General features: G+C 70.6%; 22 protein-coding genes. 13 read left to right on the top strand and 9 right to left on the bottom strand.

Annotated elements, in window-relative coordinates; genetic code table 11:
* Nucleotides 1-49: 49 nt before the first annotated feature.
* Nucleotides 50-481 carry a MauE/DoxX family redox-associated membrane protein gene (locus tag DEI84_RS04510; RefSeq protein ID WP_110889827.1) on the top strand — a complete coding sequence of 144 codons (432 nt, stop codon included), beginning with the start codon at nt 50-52 and terminating at the stop codon, nt 479-481.
* A gap of 46 nt (nt 482-527) precedes the next feature.
* A complete protein-coding gene (locus DEI84_RS04505; RefSeq protein WP_110889826.1) occupies nt 528-1403 on the top strand; it encodes a pentapeptide repeat-containing protein in 876 nt (291 codons plus the stop codon).
* Nucleotides 1404-1505: 102 nt separating this feature from the next.
* Here DEI84_RS04505 and DEI84_RS04500 read toward each other — a convergent pair whose 3' ends face one another.
* Nucleotides 1506-2186 carry an SDR family NAD(P)-dependent oxidoreductase gene (locus DEI84_RS04500; protein WP_110889825.1) on the bottom strand — a complete coding sequence of 227 codons (681 nt, stop codon included), beginning with the start codon at nt 2184-2186 and terminating at the stop codon, nt 1506-1508.
* Between the two features lie 117 nt (nt 2187-2303).
* Here DEI84_RS04500 and DEI84_RS04495 point away from each other — a divergent pair, with 117 nt between their 5' ends.
* Entirely contained in the window at nt 2304-3140 is an 837-nt protein-coding gene (locus DEI84_RS04495) for a helix-turn-helix transcriptional regulator (protein ID WP_110889824.1), read from the top strand.
* Between the two features lie 77 nt (nt 3141-3217).
* Here the strand turns inward: DEI84_RS04495 and dhaM are convergent, their stop codons facing one another.
* From dhaM to dhaK, 3 genes are all read right to left on the bottom strand, one after another.
* Nucleotides 3218-3961: a dihydroxyacetone kinase phosphoryl donor subunit DhaM gene (gene dhaM / locus DEI84_RS04490; RefSeq protein ID WP_110889823.1), complete on the bottom strand. Its 744-nt coding sequence runs from the start codon at nt 3959-3961 to the stop codon at nt 3218-3220.
* Nucleotides 3958-4584 (bottom strand): dihydroxyacetone kinase subunit DhaL, encoded by a 627-nt coding sequence (dhaL, locus tag DEI84_RS04485; protein WP_110889822.1) that lies wholly within the window; start codon nt 4582-4584, stop codon nt 3958-3960. The genes dhaM and dhaL overlap by 4 nt, the downstream gene beginning before the upstream one ends.
* Before the next feature lie 79 nt (nt 4585-4663).
* Nucleotides 4664-5665 carry a dihydroxyacetone kinase subunit DhaK gene (gene dhaK / locus DEI84_RS04480; RefSeq protein ID WP_110889821.1) on the bottom strand — a complete coding sequence of 334 codons (1002 nt, stop codon included), beginning with the start codon at nt 5663-5665 and terminating at the stop codon, nt 4664-4666.
* A gap of 344 nt (nt 5666-6009) precedes the next feature.
* On the opposite strand from dhaK, the gene DEI84_RS04475 reads away from it, so the two are divergent.
* Together DEI84_RS04475 and glpK are read left to right on the top strand one after the other, a co-directional pair.
* Nucleotides 6010-6735, top strand: coding sequence for an MIP/aquaporin family protein (locus DEI84_RS04475; protein ID WP_110824953.1), 726 nt, complete (start codon nt 6010-6012; stop codon nt 6733-6735).
* Nucleotides 6736-6855: 120 nt separating this feature from the next.
* The gene (gene glpK, locus DEI84_RS04470; protein WP_110889820.1) at nt 6856-8367 is read left to right on the top strand and encodes a glycerol kinase GlpK; all 1512 of its coding nucleotides are present in this window, start codon (nt 6856-6858) and stop codon (nt 8365-8367) included.
* Nucleotides 8368-8498: 131 nt separating this feature from the next.
* Here the strand turns inward: glpK and trpD are convergent, their stop codons facing one another.
* The gene (trpD, locus tag DEI84_RS04465; protein ID WP_110824951.1) at nt 8499-9557 is read right to left on the bottom strand and encodes an anthranilate phosphoribosyltransferase; all 1059 of its coding nucleotides are present in this window, start codon (nt 9555-9557) and stop codon (nt 8499-8501) included.
* Between the two features lie 70 nt (nt 9558-9627).
* Between trpD and DEI84_RS04460 the strand changes: the two genes are divergently transcribed.
* The 5 genes from DEI84_RS04460 (at nt 9628) to DEI84_RS04440 (ending at nt 15058) form a co-directional block, all read left to right on the top strand.
* Nucleotides 9628-10266 carry a heme-copper oxidase subunit III gene (locus tag DEI84_RS04460; protein WP_110889819.1) on the top strand — a complete coding sequence of 213 codons (639 nt, stop codon included), beginning with the start codon at nt 9628-9630 and terminating at the stop codon, nt 10264-10266.
* Between the two features lie 20 nt (nt 10267-10286).
* Nucleotides 10287-11102, top strand: coding sequence for a cytochrome c (locus tag DEI84_RS04455; protein WP_110824949.1), 816 nt, complete (start codon nt 10287-10289; stop codon nt 11100-11102).
* Between the two features lie 33 nt (nt 11103-11135).
* Nucleotides 11136-12203 (top strand): ubiquinol-cytochrome c reductase iron-sulfur subunit, encoded by a 1068-nt coding sequence (locus tag DEI84_RS04450; RefSeq protein ID WP_110824948.1) that lies wholly within the window; start codon nt 11136-11138, stop codon nt 12201-12203.
* Nucleotides 12200-13891, top strand: a complete 1692-nt coding sequence (locus DEI84_RS04445) for a cytochrome bc complex cytochrome b subunit (protein WP_110889818.1) — start codon at nt 12200-12202, stop codon at nt 13889-13891. Before DEI84_RS04450 ends, DEI84_RS04445 begins: the two co-directional genes overlap by 4 nt.
* 207 nt (nt 13892-14098) lie before the next feature.
* The gene (locus DEI84_RS04440; protein WP_110824946.1) at nt 14099-15058 is read left to right on the top strand and encodes a phosphodiesterase; all 960 of its coding nucleotides are present in this window, start codon (nt 14099-14101) and stop codon (nt 15056-15058) included.
* Between the two features lie 154 nt (nt 15059-15212).
* Here DEI84_RS04440 and DEI84_RS04435 read toward each other — a convergent pair whose 3' ends face one another.
* From DEI84_RS04435 to DEI84_RS04425, 3 genes are all read right to left on the bottom strand, one after another.
* Complete coding sequence (locus DEI84_RS04435; RefSeq protein WP_110825203.1) at nt 15213-16766, bottom strand: stealth conserved region 3 domain-containing protein; 1554 nt, start codon at nt 16764-16766, stop codon at nt 15213-15215.
* Between the two features lie 116 nt (nt 16767-16882).
* Complete coding sequence (locus DEI84_RS04430) at nt 16883-17356, bottom strand: DUF6804 family protein (protein WP_181420346.1); 474 nt, start codon at nt 17354-17356, stop codon at nt 16883-16885.
* Between the two features lie 25 nt (nt 17357-17381).
* Nucleotides 17382-18914, bottom strand: a complete 1533-nt coding sequence (locus DEI84_RS04425; RefSeq protein ID WP_110824945.1) for an SDR family oxidoreductase — start codon at nt 18912-18914, stop codon at nt 17382-17384.
* Between the two features lie 42 nt (nt 18915-18956).
* Here DEI84_RS04425 and deoC point away from each other — a divergent pair, with 42 nt between their 5' ends.
* The 3 genes from deoC to DEI84_RS04410 all read left to right on the top strand — a co-directional run bounded on the left by deoC (nt 18957) and on the right by DEI84_RS04410 (nt 21392).
* Nucleotides 18957-19688 (top strand): deoxyribose-phosphate aldolase, encoded by a 732-nt coding sequence (gene deoC / locus DEI84_RS04420; protein WP_110889817.1) that lies wholly within the window; start codon nt 18957-18959, stop codon nt 19686-19688.
* Nucleotides 19689-19834: 146 nt separating this feature from the next.
* A complete protein-coding gene (locus DEI84_RS04415) occupies nt 19835-20782 on the top strand; it encodes an ROK family protein (RefSeq protein ID WP_110889816.1) in 948 nt (315 codons plus the stop codon).
* A gap of 55 nt (nt 20783-20837) precedes the next feature.
* Nucleotides 20838-21392 (top strand): type IV toxin-antitoxin system AbiEi family antitoxin, encoded by a 555-nt coding sequence (locus DEI84_RS04410; protein ID WP_181420345.1) that lies wholly within the window; start codon nt 20838-20840, stop codon nt 21390-21392.
* A 33-nt stretch (nt 21393-21425) separates the two neighbouring features.
* Here DEI84_RS04410 and DEI84_RS04405 read toward each other — a convergent pair whose 3' ends face one another.
* Nucleotides 21426-23780: a bifunctional (p)ppGpp synthetase/guanosine-3',5'-bis(diphosphate) 3'-pyrophosphohydrolase gene (locus DEI84_RS04405; RefSeq protein WP_258365889.1), complete on the bottom strand. Its 2355-nt coding sequence runs from the start codon at nt 23778-23780 to the stop codon at nt 21426-21428.
* Nucleotides 23781-23806 lie beyond the last annotated feature (26 nt).

Raw genomic sequence — 23806 nt, 5'->3', positions numbered from 1 at the left:
CTCCCTCGGCTCCCCTGCCGTCGGAGCTCCGTGTTAGGTTGTGCACAACATGACTGTCCGAGAGATCGACCGCCGCCGTCCCGTCCACTCCACCGTGCCTCGCACGGTCGTCCGCATCCTGCTCGGTGCGGCCATGACGTGGGCGGGCATCAGTCACCTCACCGTCGCCCGCCAGGAGTTCCGGGCGCAGGTCCCGGAGTTCGTGCCGCTCGACCCGGACGTCACCGTCCTGGCGTCCGGCGTCGCGGAGATCTCCCTCGGCGCCGCGCTCATGCTGCTCGTCCGCCGGCAGGCGACGGTCGGCTGGGTGGCCGCGGTCTTCTTCACCGCCGTCTTCCCCGGCAACATCGCGCAGTGGCTGCACCACCGGGACGGCTTCGGGCTGGACACCGACACGAAGCGGTTCGTCCGACTCCTCTTCCAGCCCGTGCTGATCGCCGTCGCGCTCTGGGCGACGAACGCGCTCCGGACGCGGCGCTGACCACCGCGGACGGCGCCGCTCACGTCGCTGTGGAGCCTCGACGCTGATGACGACACGCACCCGGGTGACCCTCGGCCGCCGCGAGGACCTCGGTGCCGACTGCGCGAACTGCTTCGGCCTCTGCTGCGTCGCGTTGGCCTTCACCCGGTCCGTCGACTTCCCCGTCGACAAACCCGCCGGCGACCCGTGCACGAAGCTCGACGGCGCCGACGCCTGCACGATCCATCCGCGCCTCCGGGCCGAGGGGTTCCGCGGCTGCACGGTCTTCGACTGCTCCGGCGCCGGGCAGAAGGTCTCGCGGCACACCTTCGCGGGTCGGTCCTGGCGGGACGACGACGCCACCCGCCAGGCGATGTTCGCGACGTTCCCGGTCGTGCGGCGGCTGCACGAACTGCTCCGGTACCTCGACGAGGCCATCACGATCACCCCTGCCGACACGGACGCCGAACGGCTGACACGGGACTTCGAGCGCGTCCGTGCGCTCAGTGACGCCGACCCGGACACGATCCTCGGCATCGACGTCGACGCGGAGTACGACGCCGCACGACCGCTGTTGCTCGCGGCGAGCCGGAACGCGCGGGCCCTGGTCCGCGGCGGGGACAGCCGCGACACCCGGGCTGACGAGCGTCGCGTCGGCCGCTTCCAGGTCGGCCCCGGCGCCGACCTGGTGGGCGCCGACCTGCGGCGGGCGGACCTGCGGGGCGCGAGCCTCCGCGGCGCGCTGCTCATCGGGGCCGACCTCACCGGCGCGGAGCTCCGCTCGTGTGAGTGCATCGGTGCCGACCTCCGGGACGCCGACCTGTCCGGTGCGGACCTCCGCGGGGCGGTCTTCCTCACCCAGATGCAGGTGAACGCGGCACGAGGTGACGCCGACACCCGGCTCGACGACGGCTTCCAGCGGCCGACCCACTGGGGCGGCTGAGGGCGCCGTCCGGTCCGACACGTCCCGCTGGACCGACAACGGACGGGAGGCGCGCGGTCGAGCCCGCCACGCGCCTCCCGTCCGTCCAGCCCAGCGTCGACGTCAGTAGTCGATGCGCCCGTGCCGGTTGTGGAACTCCCCCGTCGGGCCGTCCGGGCCGACGAGCGCCAGCGCGACGGTCGCGTCGGTGCCCTCGGTGACCGTCTGGTGGCCGGAGTGACCGTTGAAGTCGGTCGCCGTGTAGCCCGGGTCGCTGACGTTGACCCGGAAGGTCGGCAGGTTCTTCGCGTACTGCACGGTCAGGGCGATGACGGCCGCCTTCGAGGCCGCGTACGGGATCATCGGCACCGGGAACTCGTCGTGGCCGGGCGTGCTGAGGAACCGCGGCCAGCCGACGCCGGAGGCGACGTTGACGACGACGGGGTGCTCGGACGCGCGGAGCAGCGGCAGGGCGGCCTGGGTGACGCGGACGATGCCGGTGACGTTCGCCTCGAGGACGGCCGTCATCGCCTCGGCGGTCAGGTCGTCGACTCCGTACGAGGTGCCGCTGATCCCGGCGTTGTTGACGAGGACGTCGAGGGCGGGGACGGACGCGAACGCGGCGTCGACGCTCGCCTGGTCGGTGACGTCGAGCTGGACGACGGAGGCACCGAGGGAGCGGACGGCGTCGGCGTCGTCGGGGTCGCGGACGCCGGCGATCACGGTGTGGCCGGCCTCGATGAGGCGGCGGGCGGTCTCGAGTCCGAGGCTGCGGTTCGCCCCGGTGATGAGTGTGGTGGTCATGGGTCCATCCTGCGCGCTGCCGGTCCGCTCCCCCAGGCACCCCTCGACGTGCTGCCTGGCCGACGGGAGGACTGCGAGTACCACGGTCGGGCCGTCGATCGGCGCGAGGATGGACGCATGAGCGAGTTCTCCGACGTCCTGCGGTCCTGGCGCGACCGGGTGAGCCCGGCCGAGGTCGGTCTGCCCGCCGGTCCGGGGCGGCGGGCGGCGGGCCTCCGGCGCGAGGAGCTCGCGGCACTCGCCGGTGTCAGCGTCGACTACGTCGTACGGCTCGAGCAGGGGCGGGCACTGAACCCGTCGCCGCAACTCCTCTCCGCGCTGGCCACCGCGCTCCGGCTGACCGAGCAGGAGCGCGACCACCTGTTCCGCGTCGCCGGGGCAGCTCCCCCGTCGCGCGGCGTCGTTCCGCGGCACATCACACCCGGTGTGCAGCGGATCGTCGACCGGCTGGCCGACGTGCCGCTCGCCGTCTTCACCGCGAGCCATGACCTGCTGTACCGGAACGACCTCTGGGCTGCGGCATCCGGTGACGGCGACCGGTGGCAGGGGCGGTCGGCGAACCTCGTCTGGCAGTTCTTCACCGACGGCCACGAGGGCGTCGACTTCGACGACGAGCACGGCGAGGCCTTCGCGTCCGACCTGGCAGCCGACCTGCGCGGTGCGCTCGGGCGGTACCCGGACGACCGGCGCCTCGCTGAACTGGTCCGGGACCTCCGCGCGACGAGCCCGGAGTTCGAGCGCCGCTGGGGCGAGGCCCGGATCGCCGAGCACCGGACGAGCCGGAAGACCCTGCTGACGCCGGTCGGCCCGATCGAGGTCGACTGCGACACGCTCTCGGTGCCGGGCAGCGACCTGCGGATCGTCGTCTACACGGTCGTGCCCGGCAGCGAGGACGCGTCGCGGCTCGACCTGCTGCGCGTCACCGGACTGCAGTCCGTCGTCACGAGCGACTGACCGGCCCGCCCTGCCGCCGCACCGCCCGGTCTTGCCGCCGCACCGGCCGGTCCTGCCGCCGCACCGGCCGGTCGGGGCTACTCGCCGAAGCCCGAGCGGACGAGCGCGACGAGTTCGTCGACCGCGTCCTGCGCGTCCGCCCCGGACGCCTCGACCGTGACCGAGGCCCCCTTCGGCAGCGCGAGCGCCATGATCGCGAGGAGACTCTTCGCGTCGACGCCGTTCACCCGGACCACGGCTTCGTGCCGAGCGGCCGCCTTCACGAACTCGGCGGCGGGGCGCGCGTGCAGGCCGGACTCGTTGACGAGCTCGGCGGTCGCGGTGGCGGTGGCGACCGCCCCGTCCGCGTCGCCGCTGTCGGCGGCCGGTCCCGCGCCTCCCGGCCGGGAGGCTCCCCCGCCGCCCGCCGCGTCGGTGCGGTCGGCAGGACCAGCCGTCCCGGTACCACCGGCGGTGGACGCCGCATCGAGCACGGCCGTGACGTCACCACCGGTCTGCGCTGCGACGGCCGCGGCCACGGTCCCCTCCACCAGCGGCGCGTCGGAGACGTGCACGCGTGCCCGGAGGTCTTCGTCGAGGAAGTCGAGGGCCGTGTCGGTCGTCAGGTAGGCGGAGCCGAGGTCGCACAGGACCACGACGGCGTCGGCGGCGGCGAGTTCCTCGATCCCGGCCGAGATCGCCTCGAACGAGGTGCCGATCCCGCCGTCGTCGGTGCCGCCCGCCGCGACGAGCCGGACGTCACCGGCCATCTGCCGGGCGATGTCGACCGTGCCCTGCGCGACGGCGGCACTGTGCGAGACGACCAGGATCCCGACGCTCATGCCGCGTCCACCGCGGCGCGCAGGACGTAGGCGCTCGACTGGGCGCCGGGGTCGCGGTGCCCGACGGCACGCTCGCCGAGGTAGCTCGCGCGGCCCTTCCGCGCGACGAGGGCGTCGGTCGACTCGGCGCCGGTGGCCGCGGCGTCGGCGGCGGCGGCCAGGACCTGCTCGGGCGTCTCCCCCGCGGCTGCCGATGCTGCGGCGGCGTCGACGGCCGGCGTCCAGGCGTCCACCATCGTCTTGTCGCCGACCTCGGCCTTGCCACGGGAGACCACGCCGTCGCGGGCCGCCGTGAGCACGGCCACCAGGGTGTCCGCGTCGAGTTCGGCCGCGTCCCCGGCTGCCTGGGCCGCCTTGAGGTACGCGGTGCCGAACAGCGGACCGGCGGCACCGCCGACGGTCGAGATGAGCTTCGTCGCGACGAGCTTGAACACCGCCCCCGGTGTCTCCGGGGCTGCGGTGTCGAGCGACTCGACGACCGCGCGGAACCCACGGTCGAGGTTCTCGCCGTGGTCACCGTCACCGATCTCGCGGTCCAGCGTGACGAGCTCCGCTCGGTGCTGGTCGATCGTGGCGGCGGTGCGGCGGACCCAGTCGATGGCCCATGCGGTGTCGAGCGACAAGGTGTGTCCCTTCGTGCGGCCGAGCAGGTCGGCGTCGTGAGCGGTGTCGTCGTGCTGGTGGTGTCGTGCGGTCCCGGTGTCAGCGACCCCAGCGCAGTGCCGGGGTCTCGACCGGTGCGTCCCAGAGGGCGATCAGGTCGTCGTCGAGCACCGTGACGGTGATCGAGAACCCCTGCATCTCGAGGGAGGTGACGTAGTTGCCGACCAAGCTACGCGCGACCTCGTGGCCGCGATCCGTGAGCACCTCCGCGGCGCGCCGGTAGGCGATGTAGAGCTCGGACTGCGGGGTGCCGCCCATCCCGTTGACGAACAAGAGCAGCCGCGAGCCGGCCGGAGCGGCGAGGTCGGTGAGGATCGGCTCGAGGACCCGGTCGACGAGCTCGTCCGCGGGTGCCATCGCGATCCGTTCGCGTCCGGGCTCGCCGTGGATGCCGATGCCGAGCTCGACCTCGTCGTCGGCCAGGGTGAACGACGGCTCACCGGCGTGCGGGACGGTGCCGGAGGCGAGCGCGAGGCCCATCGAGCGCGTGACCTCGTTGACGTGCCGGGCCACGGCGGTGACGGCGTCCAGGTCGTCACCGCGCTCGGCCGCCGCGCCCGCGCACTTCTCGACGACCACGGTGCCGGCGACGCCGCGTCGGCCCGCCGTGAACAGCGAGTCCTGGACGGCGACGTCGTCGTCGACCACGACGCTCTCGACGCGGATGTCCTCCATGGCGGCGAGTTCGGCCGCGGTCTCGAAGTTGAGGACGTCCCCGGTGTAGTTCTTCACGATGTGCAGCACGCCTGCTCCCCCGTCCACCGCCTTGGTGGCGGCGACGATGGGGTCCGGGGTCGGGCTCGTGAAGACCGGGCCCGGGACGGCGGCGTCGAGCATGCCGGGTCCGACGAAACCGGCGTGCAGCGGTTCGTGCCCGCTGCCGCCGCCGCTCACGATGCCCACCTTGCCGCGGACGGGGGCGTCGCGGCAGACCACGTGGACCGGGTCCTCCACGAGCACGACGTGCTCGGAGTGGGCGAGGGCGAACCCGCGGACGGTCTCGATGACCACGGCCTGCGGGTCGTTGATGAGCTTCTTCATGCTGCGCCTCCACGGTGTGACACGGGTGAGAGACCGGTCCGCAGCCGTCCACCGCCGACGTCGTCCGGAGTCGGCTCACTGTACCGCCGGGAGGTGCGCGCACCAGGGGCACGGCCGCGCACCCGTGCCGTTCCGGTGCACATCCGTTCACGGTGCGGGGCCCCGTCGCTGCTCCGCGCGGACCCGGGTGACCAGGGTGCGTGCACGTCCTCTCACTTTCGCGGCAGCAGCCTCGCTGTCCCCCACATCGGGCAAACGCCCAGCACTATGCTCGGGCTCAAACACTCAACGGGGAGTGCCGGTGCTCAGGCCGGGCCCCCGAACACAGCTAATCGGAGGTACCGATGGACGGCATCGGCGTCAATTTCATGTCTGAGCTCGTCGGGACGGCGATGCTCATCATCCTGGGTGGCGGTGTCGTCGCCGCGGTCTCGCTCACCAAGTCCAAGGGCTTCGGGGCCGGCTTCCTGATGGTCACGATCGGTTGGGGCTTCGCGGTCTTCGCCGGTGTCACGGTCTCCTACAAGTCGGGCGGCCAGCTGAACCCCGCGGTCAGCCTCGCGCAGGCGATCCTCGGCAACATCACGGTCGGCGAGATGTTCCTCTACTGGCTCGCCCAGCTCATCGGTGCGGTCATCGGTGCCGTGATCGTCTGGCTCGCCTACAAGCAGCACTTCGACGCCGAGCCCGACGCCGCCGCCAAGCTCGGCGTCTTCTCCACCGGTCCGGCGATCCGCAGCTACGGCTGGAACGTCGTCACGGAGATCATCGGCACGTTCGTCCTCGTCTTCGTCGTCATCGCGTTCACGAACGGCCAGACCCCGGCCGAGCTCGGCGCGATCCCCGTCGCCTTCCTCGTCATCGCGATCGGTGTCTCGCTCGGTGGCCCGACCGGCTACGCGATCAACCCGGCCCGTGACCTCGGCCCGCGCATCGCGCACGCCATCCTGCCGATCAAGGGCAAGGGCACGAGCGACTGGTCCTACGCCTGGGTGCCGGTCGTCGGCCCGCTCGTCGGTGGCGCCCTCGCCGCCGTCGTCTCCGGCGCGCTCCTCCCGATGGTGTCCTAGCACCGCAGGGAACCCCCGCACCACCAGCGCGTCCGACGCGCTCCCCACCACCTGCACCACCCTCGCGGCCGGGTCGACCCGGCCCGGCCGCAGCACCGAACACCGTCGTAAGGAGCACCAATGGCCGACTACATCGTCGCCATCGACCAGGGAACCACCAGCACGCGAGCGATCGTCTTCGACCACTCCGGTTCGATCGTCTCCGTCGGGCAGAAGGAACACGAGCAGATCTTCCCGCGTGCGGGCTGGGTCGAGCACGACCCGGCCGAGATCTGGGACAACACCCGTGAGGTCATCGGTCAGGCCCTGTCGCGCGCCGACATCACCCGCCACGACGTCGCGGCGGTCGGCATCACGAACCAGCGCGAGACCGCGGTCGTCTGGGACAAGACCACCGGCAAGGCCGTCTACAACGCCATCGTCTGGCAGGACACCCGCACGCAGGCCATCGTCGACAAGCTCGCCGACGGCGACACCGACCGCTACAAGGCGATCGTCGGACTCCCGCTCGCGACCTACTTCTCGGGCACGAAGATCGCCTGGATCCTCGAGAACGTCGAGGGTGCACGCGAGAAGGCCGAGGCCGGCGACCTGCTCTTCGGCACGACCGACACCTGGGTCCTCTGGAACCTGACCGGTGGCACCGACGGCGGCGTCCACAAGACCGACGTCACGAACGCGTCCCGCACGCTGTTCATGGACCTCGAGACGCTGCAGTGGCGCGACGACATCCTCGGCGACTTCGGTGTGCCGAAGTCGATGCTGCCGGAGATCGTCAGCTCCTCCGAGGTGTACGGCCACGTCGAGTCCTCGAGCCTGCTCCGCGAGGTCCCGATCGCCGGCATCCTCGGCGACCAGCAGGCCGCCACCTTCGGGCAGGCCGCGTTCGACCAGGGCGAGTCGAAGAACACCTACGGCACCGGTAACTTCCTCATCTTCAACACCGGCACCGACATCGTCCGCTCCGAGAACGGGCTGCTCACCACCGTCGGCTACAAGCTCGGCGACCAGGAGACGCACTACGCCCTCGAGGGGTCGATCGCCGTCACGGGCTCGCTCATCCAGTGGCTCCGTGACAACCTGGGCATCATCGGCAGCGCGCCGGAGGTCGAGACGCTCGCCACGACCGTCGAGGACAACGGTGGCGTGTACTTCGTCCCGGCCTTCTCCGGGCTGTTCGCGCCGTACTGGCGCCCGGACGCCCGCGGCGCCCTCGTCGGCCTGACCCGCTTCGTCAACAAGGGCCACATCGCGCGTGCCGCCCTCGAGGCGACGGCGCTGCAGACCCGCGAGGTCCTCGACGCCGTCAACGCCGACTCGGGTGTCGAGCTCACCGAGCTCAAGGTCGACGGTGGCATGACCGCGAACGACGCCCTCATGCAGTTCCAGGCCGACATCCTGGACGTGCCGGTCGTCCGGCCCGTGGTCGCCGAGACGACGGCCCTCGGTGCCGCCTACGCCGCCGGTCTCGCGGTCGGGTTCTGGGCGAACCTCGACGAGCTCCGTGCCAACTGGCAGGAGGACAAGCGCTGGGAGCCGCAGCTCGACGCCGCCGAGCGCGAGCGCACCCTCCGCCTCTGGAAGAAGGCCGTCACGAAGACCTTCGACTGGGTCGACGAGGACGTCCGCTGACGCGGATCGCCTGACACGGACGGGAGGCCCGTACCGGTTCCACGGACCGGTGCGGGCCTCCCGTCGTCGCGTCCGTGCTGCGTCGGGACCAGGCGCGGGCGTCCGTCCGGGGTGACCCCGGGCGGTTCGGGTCAGACGGCGGCGGGCGCCACGCCCACCCACTCGTCCAGTTTGCGCGTCGCGGCGCCGGAGTCGATCGAGTCCGCTGCGACCACGAGCTGCTCGCGGAACCGCTGCAGGATCGGACGGTCGACCTCGTCCGGGTCCTGCGCCAGCCGGAAGGCGACGAGACCCGCCGCCGCGTTCAGCAAGACGATGTCCCGGACGGGCCCGGACTCCCCCGCGAACACCCGGCGGACGATGGCCGCGTTCTCCGCCGGCTCGCCGCCGAGCAGGTCCTCGGTGCGCGCACGGGCGATGCCGAGGTCGCGCGGGTCGAGGTCGTGTTCGGTGACGCGACCGCCGGAGACCTGCCAGATGTGGCTGTGCCCGGTCGTGGTGAGCTCGTCGAGCCCGTCGTCACCGCGGAACACGAGCGCCGTCGCCCCACGCGTCTGGAACACGCCCGTGATGATCGGCACGAGGTCGAGTTGTGCCACGCCCACCGCGTTCGCTTCGCAGCGCGCCGGGTTGACCAGGGGCCCGAGGAAGTTGAACACCGTCGGGACCCCGATCTCCCGCCGGACCGCGGCTGCGTTGGCGAATCCGGGGTGGAACGCGCTCGCGAAGGCGAAGGTCAGACCGACACGCTGGAAGGTCTCGGCGACACGCGCGGCGTCCATGGTCAGGTCGAGGCCCAGTGCGGCGAGCACGTCGCTCGAGCCGGACTTCGACGAGCTCGCGCGGTTCCCGTGCTTGACCACGGGGACGCCCGCGGCCGCGATGACGACGGCGGCCATGGTCGAGACGTTCACCGTGCCGACGACGTCGCCGCCGGTCCCGACGATGTCGAGGGCCATCGGGTCGACGTCGAGCGGGACCGCGGCGTCGAGGATCGCGTCGCGGAACCCGACGACCTCGTCGACCGTCTCGCCCTTCGCGCGGAGCGCCACGGCGAACGCGGCGATCTGGGCGTCGGTGGCCCGACCCTGGACGATCTGCTCCATGGCCCATGTGGACTGCCTGATCGAGAGGTCCTCGCGCGCCATGAGCGCGCTGATCACCGCAGGCCAGGAGAGAGCGTCAGACATGGCTCGATCGTACTGATTCTCGAAGACCCGCCAGTTGCCTGCGAAAACACTGTCGGTGGATTCCGCCATAATGGACGACGTGACAAGCACCCCTCTCTCCAGATCCGTCAGCGGTCCGGTCCTGAACAGGCCGAACCCCGTTGCCGTGGGGACGATCGTGTGGCTGGGCAGCGAGGTCATGTTCTTCGCCGGCCTGTTCGCGATCTACTTCACGCTGCGCAGCACCTCTCCCGAGCTCTGGGCGACCGAGACCGCCAAGCTCGAGGTGCCGTTCGCGTCGGTGAACACCATCATCCTGGTGCTGTCGAGCTTCGCCTGCCAGTTCGCCGTCTTCGCCGCCGAGCGGTTCCAGGTGCACCGCACCAGCTGGAACCCCAAGGACTGGGGCATGACGGAGTGGTTCTTCGTCACCTACTGCATGGGCGCGATCTTCGTCTGTGGGCAGATCTTCGAGTACGCCAACCTCTGGCACGAGGGCATGACGCTCTCCTCGAGCGCCTACGGCTCCGCGTTCTACATGACCACCGGCTTCCACGGCCTGCACGTGACCGGTGGCCTCATCGCCTTCCTCCTCACGCTCGGCCGTGGGTTCGCCGCGAAGAACTTCGGGCACAAGGAAGCCACCACCGCGATCGTCGTGTCCTACTACTGGCACTTCGTCGACGTCGTGTGGATCGGTCTCTTCGCCGTCATCTACCTCCTCAAGTGAGAATCAGGCAGCCCCACAGCATGTTCAACACAACGAAGCAGAACAAGAAGGGCCGTCGCTCCCCCCTGGCGACCGTGTCCCTCCTCGCCGTCGCGCTCATGACGACGGGCGGCGCGTACGCGCTCTTCAGCACCTCGGCCAACGCCGAGGACAGCACGTCGAGCACCGTCGCCGAGTCGAGCCAGTCCCAGGTGAACGAGGGCGAGAAGCTCTTCGCGTCGAACTGCGCCACCTGCCACGGGTTGTCGGCGCAGGGCACGAGCGAGGGCCCGTCCCTCATCGGTGTCGGCGCCGCGTCGGTGGACTTCCAGGTCGGTACGGGCCGCATGCCCCTCGCCGCGCAGGGCCCGCAGGGTGAAGAGAAGCCGGAGCAGTTCACCGACCAGCAGGTCGACGCGATGGCCGCCTACGTGGCCTCGCTCGGCCCCGGCCCGTCGGTTCCGGGCAAGGAGCTGACGAACGGCTCCGAGGGCGACGCCGCAGAAGGCGCGGAGCTGTTCCGCATCAACTGCGCCATGTGCCACAACGTCGCCGGCGCCGGTGGTGCCCTGACCGAGGGCAAGTACGCGCCGAACCTGCGCGACGTCTCGGGCAAGCACATCTACGAGGCCATGCTGACCGGCCCGCAGAACATGCCGGTCTTCAACGACCTGAACCTCACGCCGGACCAGAAGGCCGACATCATCACGTACCTCAAGTACGTGCAGGACAACCGGTCGCCCGGTGGCTTCGGCCTGGGTGACATCGGCCCGGTCGCCGAGGGTCTGTTCATCTGGATCTTCGGGCTCGGCGCGGTCGTCGCGATGACCGTCTGGCTGACCGCGAAGCAGAACTGATCGTCCGTGTCGCACGACACTGAAGGGAACACCATGGCAGAGCACGATGACGAGGCGCTGAACTCGTCCTCGGCTGTCGAGAAGCACGGCGCGACGCAGCCGGCCGGGACCGCTGTCCTGCCGGCGGAGCGGTTCGAGAACCCGGGTGAGCCGCCGCACCGCGCTCGGCGCACCGACGTCGACCCGAAGAAGCAGCGCCTGGCCGAGCGTCAGGTCGCCACGTTCTTCTACCTGTCGATCATCGGCAGCGTCCTGTCGATCGCGGCGTACATCGCCTTCCCGATCGACGCGGACGACTTCGGGTCCGTCCGCTCGGCGAACCTCTTCCTCGGGCTCTCGATCACGCTCGCGCTGCTCGCGCTGGGCATCGGCGCCGTGTACTGGTCGAAGACCCTGGTCTCCGACCGCGAGCTCACCGAGATGCGCCACACCACGCGCGGCTCGGACGAGACCCGTGCCAAGGCGGTCGAGGCCTTCCAGCTCGCCGACAAGGAATCCGGCTTCAGCCGTCGCAAGCTGATCCGCAACTCCCTCATCGGTGCCCTCGTCGCGTTCCCCCTCCCCGGCATCGTCCTGGTGCGCGACCTCGCGCCGAAGGAAGACCCGAACGAGCTGCTCCGTCACACCTTCTGGAAGTCGGGCCTGCGCCTGACCAAGGACCCGACGGGTCTGCCGATCAAGGCGTCCGACGTCACCATCGGATCGGTGTTCCACGTCATCCCCGAGGGCATGCTCGACTCCGAGCACATGCTCGAGGAGAAGGCGAAGGCCGCCGTCCTCCTGATGCGCCTGGACCCGAAGGACCTCAACCCCGGCAAGGGCCAGGAGAACTGGGGCTACGACGGCATCGTCGCGTACTCCAAGATCTGCACCCACGTCGGCTGCCCGGTCGCGCTCTACGAGCAGCAGACGCACCACCTGCTGTGCCCGTGCCACCAGTCCACCTTCGATGTCTCGAACAACTGCGAGGTCATCTTCGGACCGGCGGCCCGCCCCCTCCCCCAACTTCCGATCTCGGTCGATGACGACGGCTACCTGGTCGCACAGAGCGACTTCCACGAGCCGGTCGGCCCGTCCTTCTGGGAGCGTGCCCGCTCATGAGCAGCACAACGACAACCACCCCCAACACCGAGTCGTCGAACAAGCCGACTCCTGACCGTGGGTCGCGGCTGATCAACTACACCGCGAACTACATCGACGAGCGCACGAGCCTCTCCGGACTGGTGAAGGAGGTCGGGCGCAAGATCTTCCCCGACCACTGGAGCTTCATGCTCGGCGAGGTCGCGCTCTACAGCTTCGTCGTCGTCCTGCTCTCGGGGACCTTCCTGACGTTCTTCTACCAGGCGTCGATGACCGAGGTCGTCTACAACGGTCCGTACGTCCCGATGAAGGGCGTCGAGATGTCGGTTGCCCTGCAGTCGACGCTGGACATCTCGTTCCAGATCCGCGGCGGGCTGTTCGTCCGACAGATCCACCACTGGGCCGCACTGCTGTTCGTGGCCTCGGTCATGCTGCACATGGCGCGCGTCTTCTTCACCGGCGCGTTCCGCAAGCCGCGTGAGCTCAACTGGGTCTTCGGCTTCGTGCTCTGGATCCTCGCCATGGCCGAGGGCTTCACCGGCTACTCGCTCCCCGACGACCTGCTCTCCGGCAACGGTCTCCGCATCATCGTCGGCATGATCGAGGGCATCCCGGTGATCGGCGTCTGGATCGCCTACCTGTTGTTCGGTGGCGAGTTCCCGGGCACCGACATCGTCGGCCGCCTGTACACGCTCCACATCCTGCTGCTGCCGGCGATCCTGGTCGCGGTGCTCGGCGTGCACCTCGTGCTCGTCGTCGTCAACAAGCACACGCAGTACGCGGGTCCGGGCAAGACGAACGAGAACGTCGTCGGCGTTCCGATCCTCCCGGCGTTCGCCGCGAAGGGTGGCGGGTTCTTCTTCATCGTCGCCGGCATCCTCGCCGCCATCGCGTCGCTGTTCACGATCAACCCGATCTGGAACTACGGCCCGTACGACCCCTCCCCTGTGTCCGCCGGAACCCAGCCCGACTGGTACATCGGCTTCGCGGACGGCGCGCTCCGTCTGGTGCCGCCGCACTGGGAGGTCGTCTGGTTCGGGTACACGGTGTCGTTCAACATCCTCGTCCCGATCGCGGTCCTGGGTGGCCTGGTCGTCGCGATCTTCGTCTACCCGTTCATCGAGGCGTGGGTCACCGGCGACAAGCGCGAGCACCACATCGCCGACCGTCCGCGCAACGCCCCGACCCGCACTGCCCTCGGTGTCGCCGGCATCACGCTGTACGGTGCGCTGTTCACGGCGGCGTCCTCCGACCTCATCGCGACGCACTTCATGGTCTCGATCAACCACGTGATCCACGTGCTCCAGGCGGCGACGGTCCTCGGTCCGTTCGTGGCGTTCTGGATCACGAAGCGGGTGTGCCTCGCCCTGCAGAAGAAGGACCGCGAGATCGTCCTGCACGGGTACGAGTCGGGCCGCATCGTGCGCCTGCCGCACGGTGAGTTCATCGAGGTACACGAGCAGCTCGACGAGTACGAGCGGTGGCGCCTGCTGGAGTTCAACGACTACAAGCCGCTGATGATCCGTCCCGACGCTCGTGGTCGCATCAGCTCCATGCAGAAGGCCCGGGCGCGCGTGTCCCGCTTCTTCTTCGAGGACCGCATCGAGCCGGTGTCGAAGTCGGAGCTCGAGGCTGCGCACGCCGCGCACCACGGTCCTGACCTCGAAGGGACCCACCAGGCCCCGCAGGTCGGAGCCGGCACGAAGTAGGTGACATTCCTCGGCAAGAAACGCAACGCCCTCGTCCACTCCGTGGTCGGGGGCGTTGCGTTTCGCCTCAAGCGATCGCGTCATCCCGCGGACATCGGACACGCCGCCCCAGTTCACGGGGCGTTCACACCGCGGTGTTGGAATCGTCGAAGTCGGTGTGGCATCGTGTTGCACCACGCACTCGCTGCCAACGGAAGAAGAGACCCGATGGACGCCCGGACGGCCGAACACCCCAGGCCGAACCACTTCCTGCTCCACCTCAGCGACACCCACCTCCTCGCCGGCGACGGTCCCCTGTACGGGGCGGTCGACTCGGCGGAACGTCTCGGTCAGATCATCGCCGAGATCGAGGCGTCAGGTGCCCGACCCGAAGCGATCGTCGTCACCGGCGACGTCGCCGACAAGGGCGAACCCGGCGCGTACACCCGTGTCCGCGCGATCATCGAGCCCGCTGCAGAACGCATCGGTGCCCAGGTGATCTGGGCGATGGGCAACCACGACGAGCGCGGTGCGTTCCGCCAAGAGCTCTTCGGGCTCCAGCCGACCGACCGTCCCGTCGACTTCGTCTACGACGTCAACGGACTCCGCGTCATCACGCTCGACACGAGCGTGCCGGGCCACCACCACGGCGAGGTCTCCCCCGAGCAGCTGGACTGGCTGGCCGAGGTCCTGTCCGAGCCCGCGCCGCACGGCACGATCCTCGCGATGCACCACCCGCCCGTCCCGAGCGTGCAGGACCTGACCGTCCTCGTCGAGCTCCGCGACCAGGCGGCCCTCGCCGAGGTGGTCGAGGGGAGCGACGTCATCTCGATCATCGCCGGGCACCTGCACTACTCGACCAGCGCCGTGTTCGCCGGGATCCCCGTCTCGGTGGCCAGCGCCACGTGCTACACGCAGGACCTCAACGAGTTCCAGCGTGGTACCCGCGGGCGTGACGGCGCGCAGTCGTTCAACCTCATGCACGTGTACGGCAACCAGGTCGTCCACTCCGTGGTCCCCATCGGGACGTACGCCACGGTCGGTGAGCCGGTCTCCTCTGTCGAGACGGAAGCGCGTCTCGCCGCAGCCGGCGTCGTGATCCCCCCGGCGGTCGAACCGGCCCCTGTCACCGCGTCGATGCCGGTCTTCACCCTCGACACGATCCCGGTCTCGCCCATCCGGCGCTGACCCATGGAAGGACGGGAGGCGCGGTGCCGAGCGGCACCGGGCCTCCCGACCGCCGTTCGGCGGGGATCAAGCTCGGGGCGGCACGCCTCGGGCGTCATGCCTCGGGTCGTCATGCCTCGGGCCGTCACGCCTCGGGTCGTCATGCCTCGGGCCGTCACGCCTCGGGACGCTCCCAGGGTGCCGGGAACGGGAAGTAGCGCTCGAGGAAGTCGGTCACCCGGGTGGTGCGTTCCTCATCGCTGACCTCCGGGAAGCTGCCGTCGTTCAGGCAGAAGAAGTCGACGTTGCGCTTCTTGAGCAGTTCGTCCAGCGTCCGGAGCCCGGCCTGCATCGTCGTGTCGATGTAGCTGACGGAGGCGTTCTCCTGGATGATCGCGCGCCCGGTGAGGAGTGCGTAGTAGTGGTACAGCGAGTTCGTGACGGAGATGTTGTCCGCGGCACGGAACCGCGAGCCCGCGGTCGCGGCGAACTCGTCGGCGAACTCGTGCTCCATCTCGGTCATGATGCTCTTCCGCAGCGGGGTGGCCGCGTGCTCGAGGTGTCGCGTCGTCACGGCGCCGAAGCGCTGCTGCAGGAGCCGCCGGTTCACACGGGCCGAGTTCTCGAACCCGCTCCGCGCGGCGTTGTTCACGCCGAGGCCGATCCGGGTGTCGGCGAGGATGAACTTCGTGACCGAGCCCGGGCTGAAGAACACCGACGGGTCGATGAGCCGACCGAAGAACATGTCGTCGTTCGAGTAGATGAAGTGCTCGCTGAGCCCCGGGATGTGGTGCAGCTGCGACTCGACGGCCTGCGAGTTGTGCGTCGGCAGGACGGACGGGTCGGCGAAGAACTCCTCGCTGCGGACGATGCGGACCTTCGGGTGGTCGGCGAGCCACGAGGGCGCCGGTGAGTCCGTCGCGATGTAGATGGTGCGGATCCACGGCGCGAAGATGTGCACCGACCGGAGCGCGTACTTCAGCTCGTTGATCTGTCGGAACCGGGCCGGGGCGTCGTCGCCCTCTCCCAGCACGGCGTCCGCCTGTGCGGCCTGGCGGGCACGCTGGTACTCGATGGCGTTGCCGTCCACCCACGAGAAGACGATGTCGATCGGGAACCGGATGTCCGACACGTGGTCGTCGAACATGTGCTCGACCGTGCTCCAGGACCGGCCGTACCGGTCGATGTCGACGAGGACGAACTCCTCGATCGGCAGGCTGCGGCGCATCAGGGCGTTCTCGACCGGCGCGAGGACCTCGGTCTCGGTGACCCGCCAGAACTCGAGCTGCACGCTCGTCTCCGCGCCGTAGCGGAGCCGGCCCATGGGCTCGAGCCGGGGACGGAACACGCGGAGCACCGGTTCGTCCACAGACCCGAAGCCGTCGTCGAGGACGAGCACGGCGGGCTTGCCCGGCGGCTTGGCGTAGAAGGGCTCCCCCGCGCCGGCGGCCATGACGGCGCTCTCGGCGCGCTGGCGGTCCCGCTCGTCGACGGCGATCACCGGGCGCTGGTCGTTCCCGCGGATGAGCAGGTGGTCGACGTCGCCGGCCGTGAGTGCGTCGTCGAGGAACAGGAGGTCCTCGATCATCGACTGCTGCGGTGTCAGGTGCCCGTTGATGAGCGTCAGCCGCCCCTTGCGGAGCACGACGTCGGGTCGGTCGAGACCGCCGGAGGACGGTCGAGGGGTCAGCAGAGGACTCTCGGTCACCGGCTCGGTCTCGTCGCTCATCCACGCCTTCCAGGTCGCACTGCCGTGCTCCGTGCACGGCACCGCCGATCCTACCGTCCGCGCCGCCGGTCGGCCCGCGCGCGCCGGTCGCGCCGACGGAGGGGCGACCGGGAGGCTCACTCCGCCGGGCGCGGGACCTTCACGGCGATGCCGACGACGATGAAGAACGCAGCGGCCACGAGTTGGAGGCCCGCCCACAGCTCACCTGGCAGCGGCAGCGTGACGACGGGGTTCCAGCAGACCGCCACGGCGGCGGTGAGGACCGCCGCCCACCAGACGCGGCCGCGGACGGCGAAGACGAGCACGATGAGCGCGAGCACGGTGACGCCCCAGCGGGCGAACACGAACGCGGACGAGTCGATGAAGGCGACGCAGGCGAGCAGCACGACGGCGGCGAGCAACGAGGGCGCCAGAGCCGGCCGGGTGAACGCCGGCAGTCCGTCCTCCCCGCGCCCGGAGGCGGACGAGGCCCGAGCGTCGCGTGCACCGGCCGCCCGCGCCACGGGCTGGGGACGGGCCGACCCGTGCTGCTGCGACGACCCGTGCTGCTGCGACGAACCGATGGGTGGTCGTCCCCTGCGTGCCGTCATCGTCCTCGTACCGTGCCGTCGTCGGTCATGCCGTCTCCTCGTGCGCGGGCTGCGCGACGTCATCCTGGTACGTGGAGTTGCGCTGCGTCGAATCGGTGCGGTGCGCCTCCCGTTCGGCCCGGGCGGTGATCCGCTCGACCATGCCCGGGAAGATGACGCCGTGGAAGGGCAGGATCCCGTACCAGTACAGCCGTCCGGCCAGGCCCTGCGGGAAGTAGATCGCGCGCTGGTGGTAGTCGCTGCCGCCGTCGTCCGCGGGCGTGACGGTCATCTCGAGCCAGGCACGACCGGGCGACTTGAACTCGGCGCGGAGCCGGAGGTACCGGCCGCGGACGAGCCGTTCGACCCGCCACCAGTCGAGCGCGTCGCCCTGCTCCAGGCGTTTCGGGTCGCGGCGGCCGCGGTTCAGCCCGACGCCACCGGCGATCTTGTCGAGCCACCCACGGGCGACCCAGGCCAGGGGGAACGAGTACCAGCCGTTCTCGCCGCCGATCGACTCGACGACGCTCCACACGGCCTCGGGCGGTGCGGACGAGTGCCGCTTGCGGTCGTCGACGTAGACCGTGTGGCCGGCCCAGTCGGGGTCGCTCGGCAGCGGGTCGGCAGAGCCGCTGGACAGGGTCGCGTTGCGCCAGCTCGTCTCGACCTCGCCGGACCGCATCTTCGCGAGGGCGAGCCGGACCGCGCGCCGGTAGGACGTGAGGCCGCCCTCGGGCTGCGGGACGACGTCGTCGATGTCGTGCTCACGTTGCACGCACTCGAACTGCAGCGACTCGATGATCGGGGTCGCGAGCTTGCGCGGGATCGGCGTGACGACGTTGAACCAGTGCGCTGCCAGGCGGGGCGTCAGCACGGGCAGGACGGAGATCGGACGCTGCGGCAGCTTCGCCTCGACCGCGTACCCGTTGAGCATCTGGCCGTACCGGAGCACGTCCGGCCCGCCGATGTCGAAGGTGCGGTTGACGTCGGCGGGGATGGTCAGGGCCTCGACCAGGTAGTACAGGACGTCGCGGACGGCGATCGGCTGGATCCGGTTCCGGACCCACCGCGGCGCCGGCATCCACGGCAGGACGTCGGTGAGGTGCCGGATCATCTCGAACGAGGTGCTCCCGCTGCCGATGACGACGCCGGCCTGCAGCGCGACCGTCGGCACGCCGGAGCCGAGGAGGACGTCCCCGACCTCCTTCCGGCTGCGCAGGTGCTTGCTGAGCTCGCCGTCCGGGTGCAGGCCGCCCAGGTAGACGAACCGCTGCACCCCTGACTCGTGGGCCACGCGCGCCATCGTCCGGGCGGCGTCGCGCTCGGCCTGCTCGAAGTCGCCGTCGGCGCCCATCGCGTGCGCCAGGTAGTACACGGCCTCGATCCCGTCCACCGCCGACCGGACGGCGTCGGCGTCCTGCAGGTCCCCCTCGGACACCTCCACACGGTCGTTCCACGGGACGTCCTGCAGCTTCTGCGGGTTGCGGACGAGGACCCGGACGTCGTGTCCGGCGTCGAGGAGTCTGGGGACCAGTCGGCCACCGATGTACCCGGTGGCCCCGGTGACGAGGACGCGCATGGCCGGAACGGTACGCCGTGCGCCTGCCAGTAGGCTTGCCGGGTGGACAACGCATCGTTCCCCGTCACCGCCGAGGCCGTCCGTCGGCTCATCGACCACGCCATCCTCAAGCCGGAGCTGGACCGCGCAGCCGTCGACGCACAGCTCGACGAGGCCGCCACGTACCGCGTGTTCAGCGTGTGCGTCCGTCCGAGCGACGTCGGCCACGCGGTCGAGCGCCTCCAGGGCACCGGGGTCGGCGTCGGCACCGTGATCGGCTTCCCGCACGGCACCACGACGACCGCCACGAAGGTCGCCGAGTCGCTGCAGGCCCTGGCCGACGGCGCCTTCGAACTCGACATGGTCCAGGACATCGGCGCCGCGAAGTCCGGCGACTGGGAGCGGGTCGAGCGGGACGTCCGCGCCGTGGTCGAGGCAGCCGGCGACACGGTGGTGAAGGTCATCCTCGAGACGGCCTACCTCACCGAGGACGAGATCGTCGCCGCCAGCCGCGCTGCGGTCGCCGGCGGAGCGTCGTTCGTGAAGACCTCGACGGGCTTCGCCGGTGGCGGTGCCACGGCCGAGCACATCCGCCTCATGCGCGAGACCGTCGGCGCCGACACCGGCGTCAAGGCCTCGGGCGGCGTCCGCGGACTCGACACCCTGCTCGAGATGGTCCGCGCCGGCGCGGACCGGATCGGCACGAGCGCCTCGGCACGCATCCTCGACGAGGTCGCACACCGCGCCGCGACCGGCTCCTCCTCCGACCGCGGCGACGACACGTCGTCCTACTGACGGCCGTCGGCCCCCGTGGGGGCCGCGGCTCCGGGGCTCCGTCCCCTGACCTCCCATCCGATCCCCTCCCCGGGTCGGCTGCGCCGGACGCGACGTCAGCGTCGCGGACCGCTGCCGGGCCTCCCGACCGCCACACCGGAGTGCGCATGTCCAGCACCACGTCCTCGTCCCTCGCCCTCGCCGTCGACCTCGGCGGCACCAAGGTCGAAGCCGCGCTCGTCACCGACCAGGGCGTCGTCCTGCCGGGCACGCGACACCGCAGCCCGACCGGGCCCGGACGGACCTCGGACGAGCTGCAGGCCGCGGTCGACGAGGTCGTGGTCGCCGCGCTCGCGGCGCTCCCCACCGACGCGACCCTGGTCGGCGTCGGCATCGGGTCGGCCGGACCGGTCGACGAGGTGAACGGGCTCGTGTCACCGCTCAACATGCCGGTCTGGCGCGGGTACCCGCTCCGCGACCGCGTCGCGGTCCACGTGCCGGACGACGTGCCGGTGACCCTCCGCATGGACGGGCTGGCGATCACGCTCGCCGAGCACTGGGTCGGGGCGGCACAGGGCTCCGACCACGTGATGGGCATGATCGTGTCCACCGGCGTCGGCGGCGGCCTCATCCTGCACGGACGCACCGTCAGCGGCCCCACCGGCAACGCCGGGCACATCGGCCACGTCGAGTGCGGCGGCTACGACGACCCGTGCGCGTGCGGCGGCACCGGCTGCCTGGAGGCCGTGGCCAGCGGACCGAAGACCGTCGCGTGGGCGCGACGGCAGGGCTTCACCGGGACGACCGGCGAGGAGCTCTCCGCCGCCTACGCCGCCGGCGACGAGGTCGCGGTGGCCGCGGTGCAGCGGAGCGGACGAGCCCTCGGGCAGGCGATCGCCGCGGCGACGAGCCTGGTCGACCTCGAGGTCGTGGCCATCGGCGGCGGGTTCTCGCACGTCTCCCCCGACCTGTTCGAGTACGCACGACAGGCCGTCGCCGAGCGGGTCGAGTTCCCGTTCGTGACGAAGGTCCGGATCGTCCCCACCGGCCTGTCCCAGGACGGTCCCCTCATCGGAGCGGCCGCCCTCGTGCACCGCGCCGACGTCCTGCGCTGACCCTCCTTCTCCACACCGTCGGCCTCGGGGTGGTGTGTTCGGGCATCATCTCCGTGTGCCCTCCTCCCGCCTCGTCACCACCGACGACTGGCCGGCGGCCGAGGCACGTGCCGCGGTCCTCGCCGGCGAACTCGTCCCGGTGGGCGCGTGCTGGGCGTCCGTCGCCGAACCGCAGGACACGGCGCTCCGGGCGGCGTCCTACGCGTGGTCCGTCGCGGGTGCGCAGTTCGTGGCAGCGGGGCGGAGCGCGGCGTGGATCTGGGGCGCGTGTTCCCGTCCGCCGCTCCCCCACGACAGTTGTGTGCCGGCCGGTGAACGGTCCCGCCGCCGCGGGGCCTGGGCCGGTGTCCGTGAGATCGCACTCCGCCCGGAGGACGTCGTGCTGCGGGCGGGGGTGCGTGTCCTCAGCCCCGACGCGACGGCGCTCGACCTGCTGCGCGACCGACGCGGGTTCGAGGCGGCGGAGGCCGAGGCGCTGCGCGGTCTGGTGCTGACCGCACTGGTCGATCCGCCGCGCCTCACGGCACTGCTCACGGCGTCCGAGCGGCTGCCGATGGGTCGCCAGGCGCAACGCCGCTTCCGCGACGCCGGGATCAGCCTGCTGCGCTGACCCGGGCCCGGGGTTCCGCTGAGCCGACCCGGCTCAGCCCGCGCTGACGCGGTAGACGTCGTACACGGCGTCGATGCGGCGCACCGCGTTGAGCACGCGGTCCAGGTGCGTCGTGTCACCCATCTCGAAGACGAAGCGGGACAGGGCGAGCCGGTCGGACGACGTCGACACCGTGGCGGACAGGATGTTCACGTGGTGGTCCGTCAGCACGCGGGTCACGTCACTGAGCAGGCCGGAACGGTCGAGCGCCTCGATCTGGATCTGCACGAGGAACACCGACTTGGACGACGGGGCCCACTCGACCTCGATCATCCGGTCGGGCTCGTTCATGAGGGACTTCACGTTCGTGCACGACGCCTGGTGCACCGAGACGCCCTGACCGCGGGTGATGAACCCGACGATCTGGTCGCCCGGCACCGGCGTGCAGCACTTCGCGAGCTTCACGAGGATGTCCGGCGCCCCGCGGACGAGCACGCCGCTGTCGCTGTTCCGCAGCTGGCGGCTCGTCACGTGCCGCGGGAACGCGAGCTCCGGCTCGTCCGTCTCGGTCTCGTTCTGGATGCTGCCGAGCGCCTTCTCGATCACCGACTGGCTCGAGACGTGCCCCTCGCCGACGGCCGCGTACAGCGCCGAGACGTCGTCGTACCGCATCGCCGATGCCACCTCGGAGATGGTGTCCTGGCTCATGATGCGCTGGAGCGGCAGGTTCTGCTTGCGCATCGCCCGGGCGATGGCGTCACGGCCCTGTTCGACCGCCTCTTCCCGGCGCTCCTTGGTGAACCACTGCTTGATCTTGTTCCGGGCCCGGGGGCTCCGGACGAAGGTGAGCCAGTCCTGGCTGGGGCCGGAGTCCGGGTTCTTCGAGGTGAAGATCTCCACGACGTCCCCGCTGGACAGCTGGCTCTCGAGCGGGACGAGCCGGCCGTTGACCTTGGCACCCATCGTGCGGTGCCCGATCTCGGTGTGGACGGCGTAGGCGAAGTCGACCGGGGTCGCGCCGGCCGGCAGGCCGATCACCTTGCCCTGCGGTGTGAAGACGTAGGTCTCCTTGGCACCGATCTCGTAGCGCAGGGAGTCGAGGAACTCCGCCGGGTCGCTCGTCTCCGCCTGCCAGTCGGTGATGTGCGCGAGCCACGCCATGTCCTGGTCGGACTGTGACGTGCTCTCGGCATCACGACCGGTGACGCGCTGCTTGTACTTCCAGTGCGCGGCGACGCCGAACTCGGCACGCTGGTGCATCTCGTGCGTGCGGATCTGGATCTCGACCGCACGTCCCTGCGGCCCGAGCACCGTGGTGTGCAGCGACTGGTACAGGTTGAACTTCGGCGTCGCGATGTAGTCCTTGAAGCGGCCGGGCAGCGGCGTCCACCGCGCGTGCACGGCACCGAGCATGGCGTAGCAGTCGCGCACGGTCGGGACGAGCACGCGGATCCCGACCAGGTCGTAGATCTCGTCGAACTCGCGGCCGCGCACGATCATCTTCTGGTAGATCGAGTAGTACTGCTTCGGGCGGCCCATCACGTCGCCGCGGACCTTCGCGGCCTTGAGGTCCTTCTTCAGCGTCGCCGTGACGTTCTGCACGAACTGCTCGCGCTTCGGCTGTCGTTCCTTGACCAGGCTGTCGATCTCGACGTAGAGCTTCGGGTGCAGCACCGCGAACGACAGGTCCTCGAGCTCCAGCTTGATCATCTGGATGCCGAGGCGGTGCGCGAGCGGCGCGTAGATCTCGAGGGTCTCCTTGGCCTTCCGCGTGGCGGAGGCCGACTCCACGAAGCCCCAGGTGCGGGCGTTGTGCAGGCGGTCGGCGAGCTTGATGACGAGGACACGGATGTCCTTCGACATGGCGATGACCATCTTGCGGACGGTCTCTGCCTGCGCGCTGTCGCCGTACTTGACCTTGTCGAGCTTCGTGACGCCGTCGACGAGCATCGCGATCTCGTCACCGAAGTCCTCGCGCAGCTGGTCGAGCTGGTAGTCCGTGTCCTCGACGGTGTCGTGCAGGAGCGCGGCCGCGATCGTGATCGTGCCGATGCCCAGGTCGGCGAGGATCTGCGCGACCGCGACCGGGTGCGTGATGTAGGGCTCGCCGGACTTGCGCTTCTGGCCGTCGTGCGCGCGCTCCGCCACCGAGTACGCCCGCTCGATCAGCGTCGTGTCGGCCTTCGGGTGGTGCGACCGGACGGTGCGGATCAGGGTGTCGACGGCACCGGCCGGCTGTGCGCGGGAGAACAGCCGCGGCAGCAGCGACCGGAGTGACCCGATGTTGCCGGTCGTGTTCGACCCGAGCGGCGGGCTCGACGGGCGCGGAGCGGACCCTGGTCGCGACCCGTCGGACGGCCGGGAAGCAGCACCGGCATCCGGCTGCGAGGACTCACGCGTGTCGGTCATGCTGCGCCTCCCGGGACTCGATCCGA

Origin of the sequence: Curtobacterium sp. MCBD17_023, from assembly GCF_003224415.1 — a bacterium.
Lineage (GTDB): Bacteria > Actinomycetota > Actinomycetes > Actinomycetales > Microbacteriaceae > Curtobacterium.
The sequence above is the reverse complement of the archived record's forward strand: the minus strand, read 5'-3'. Positions and strand labels throughout refer to the sequence as shown.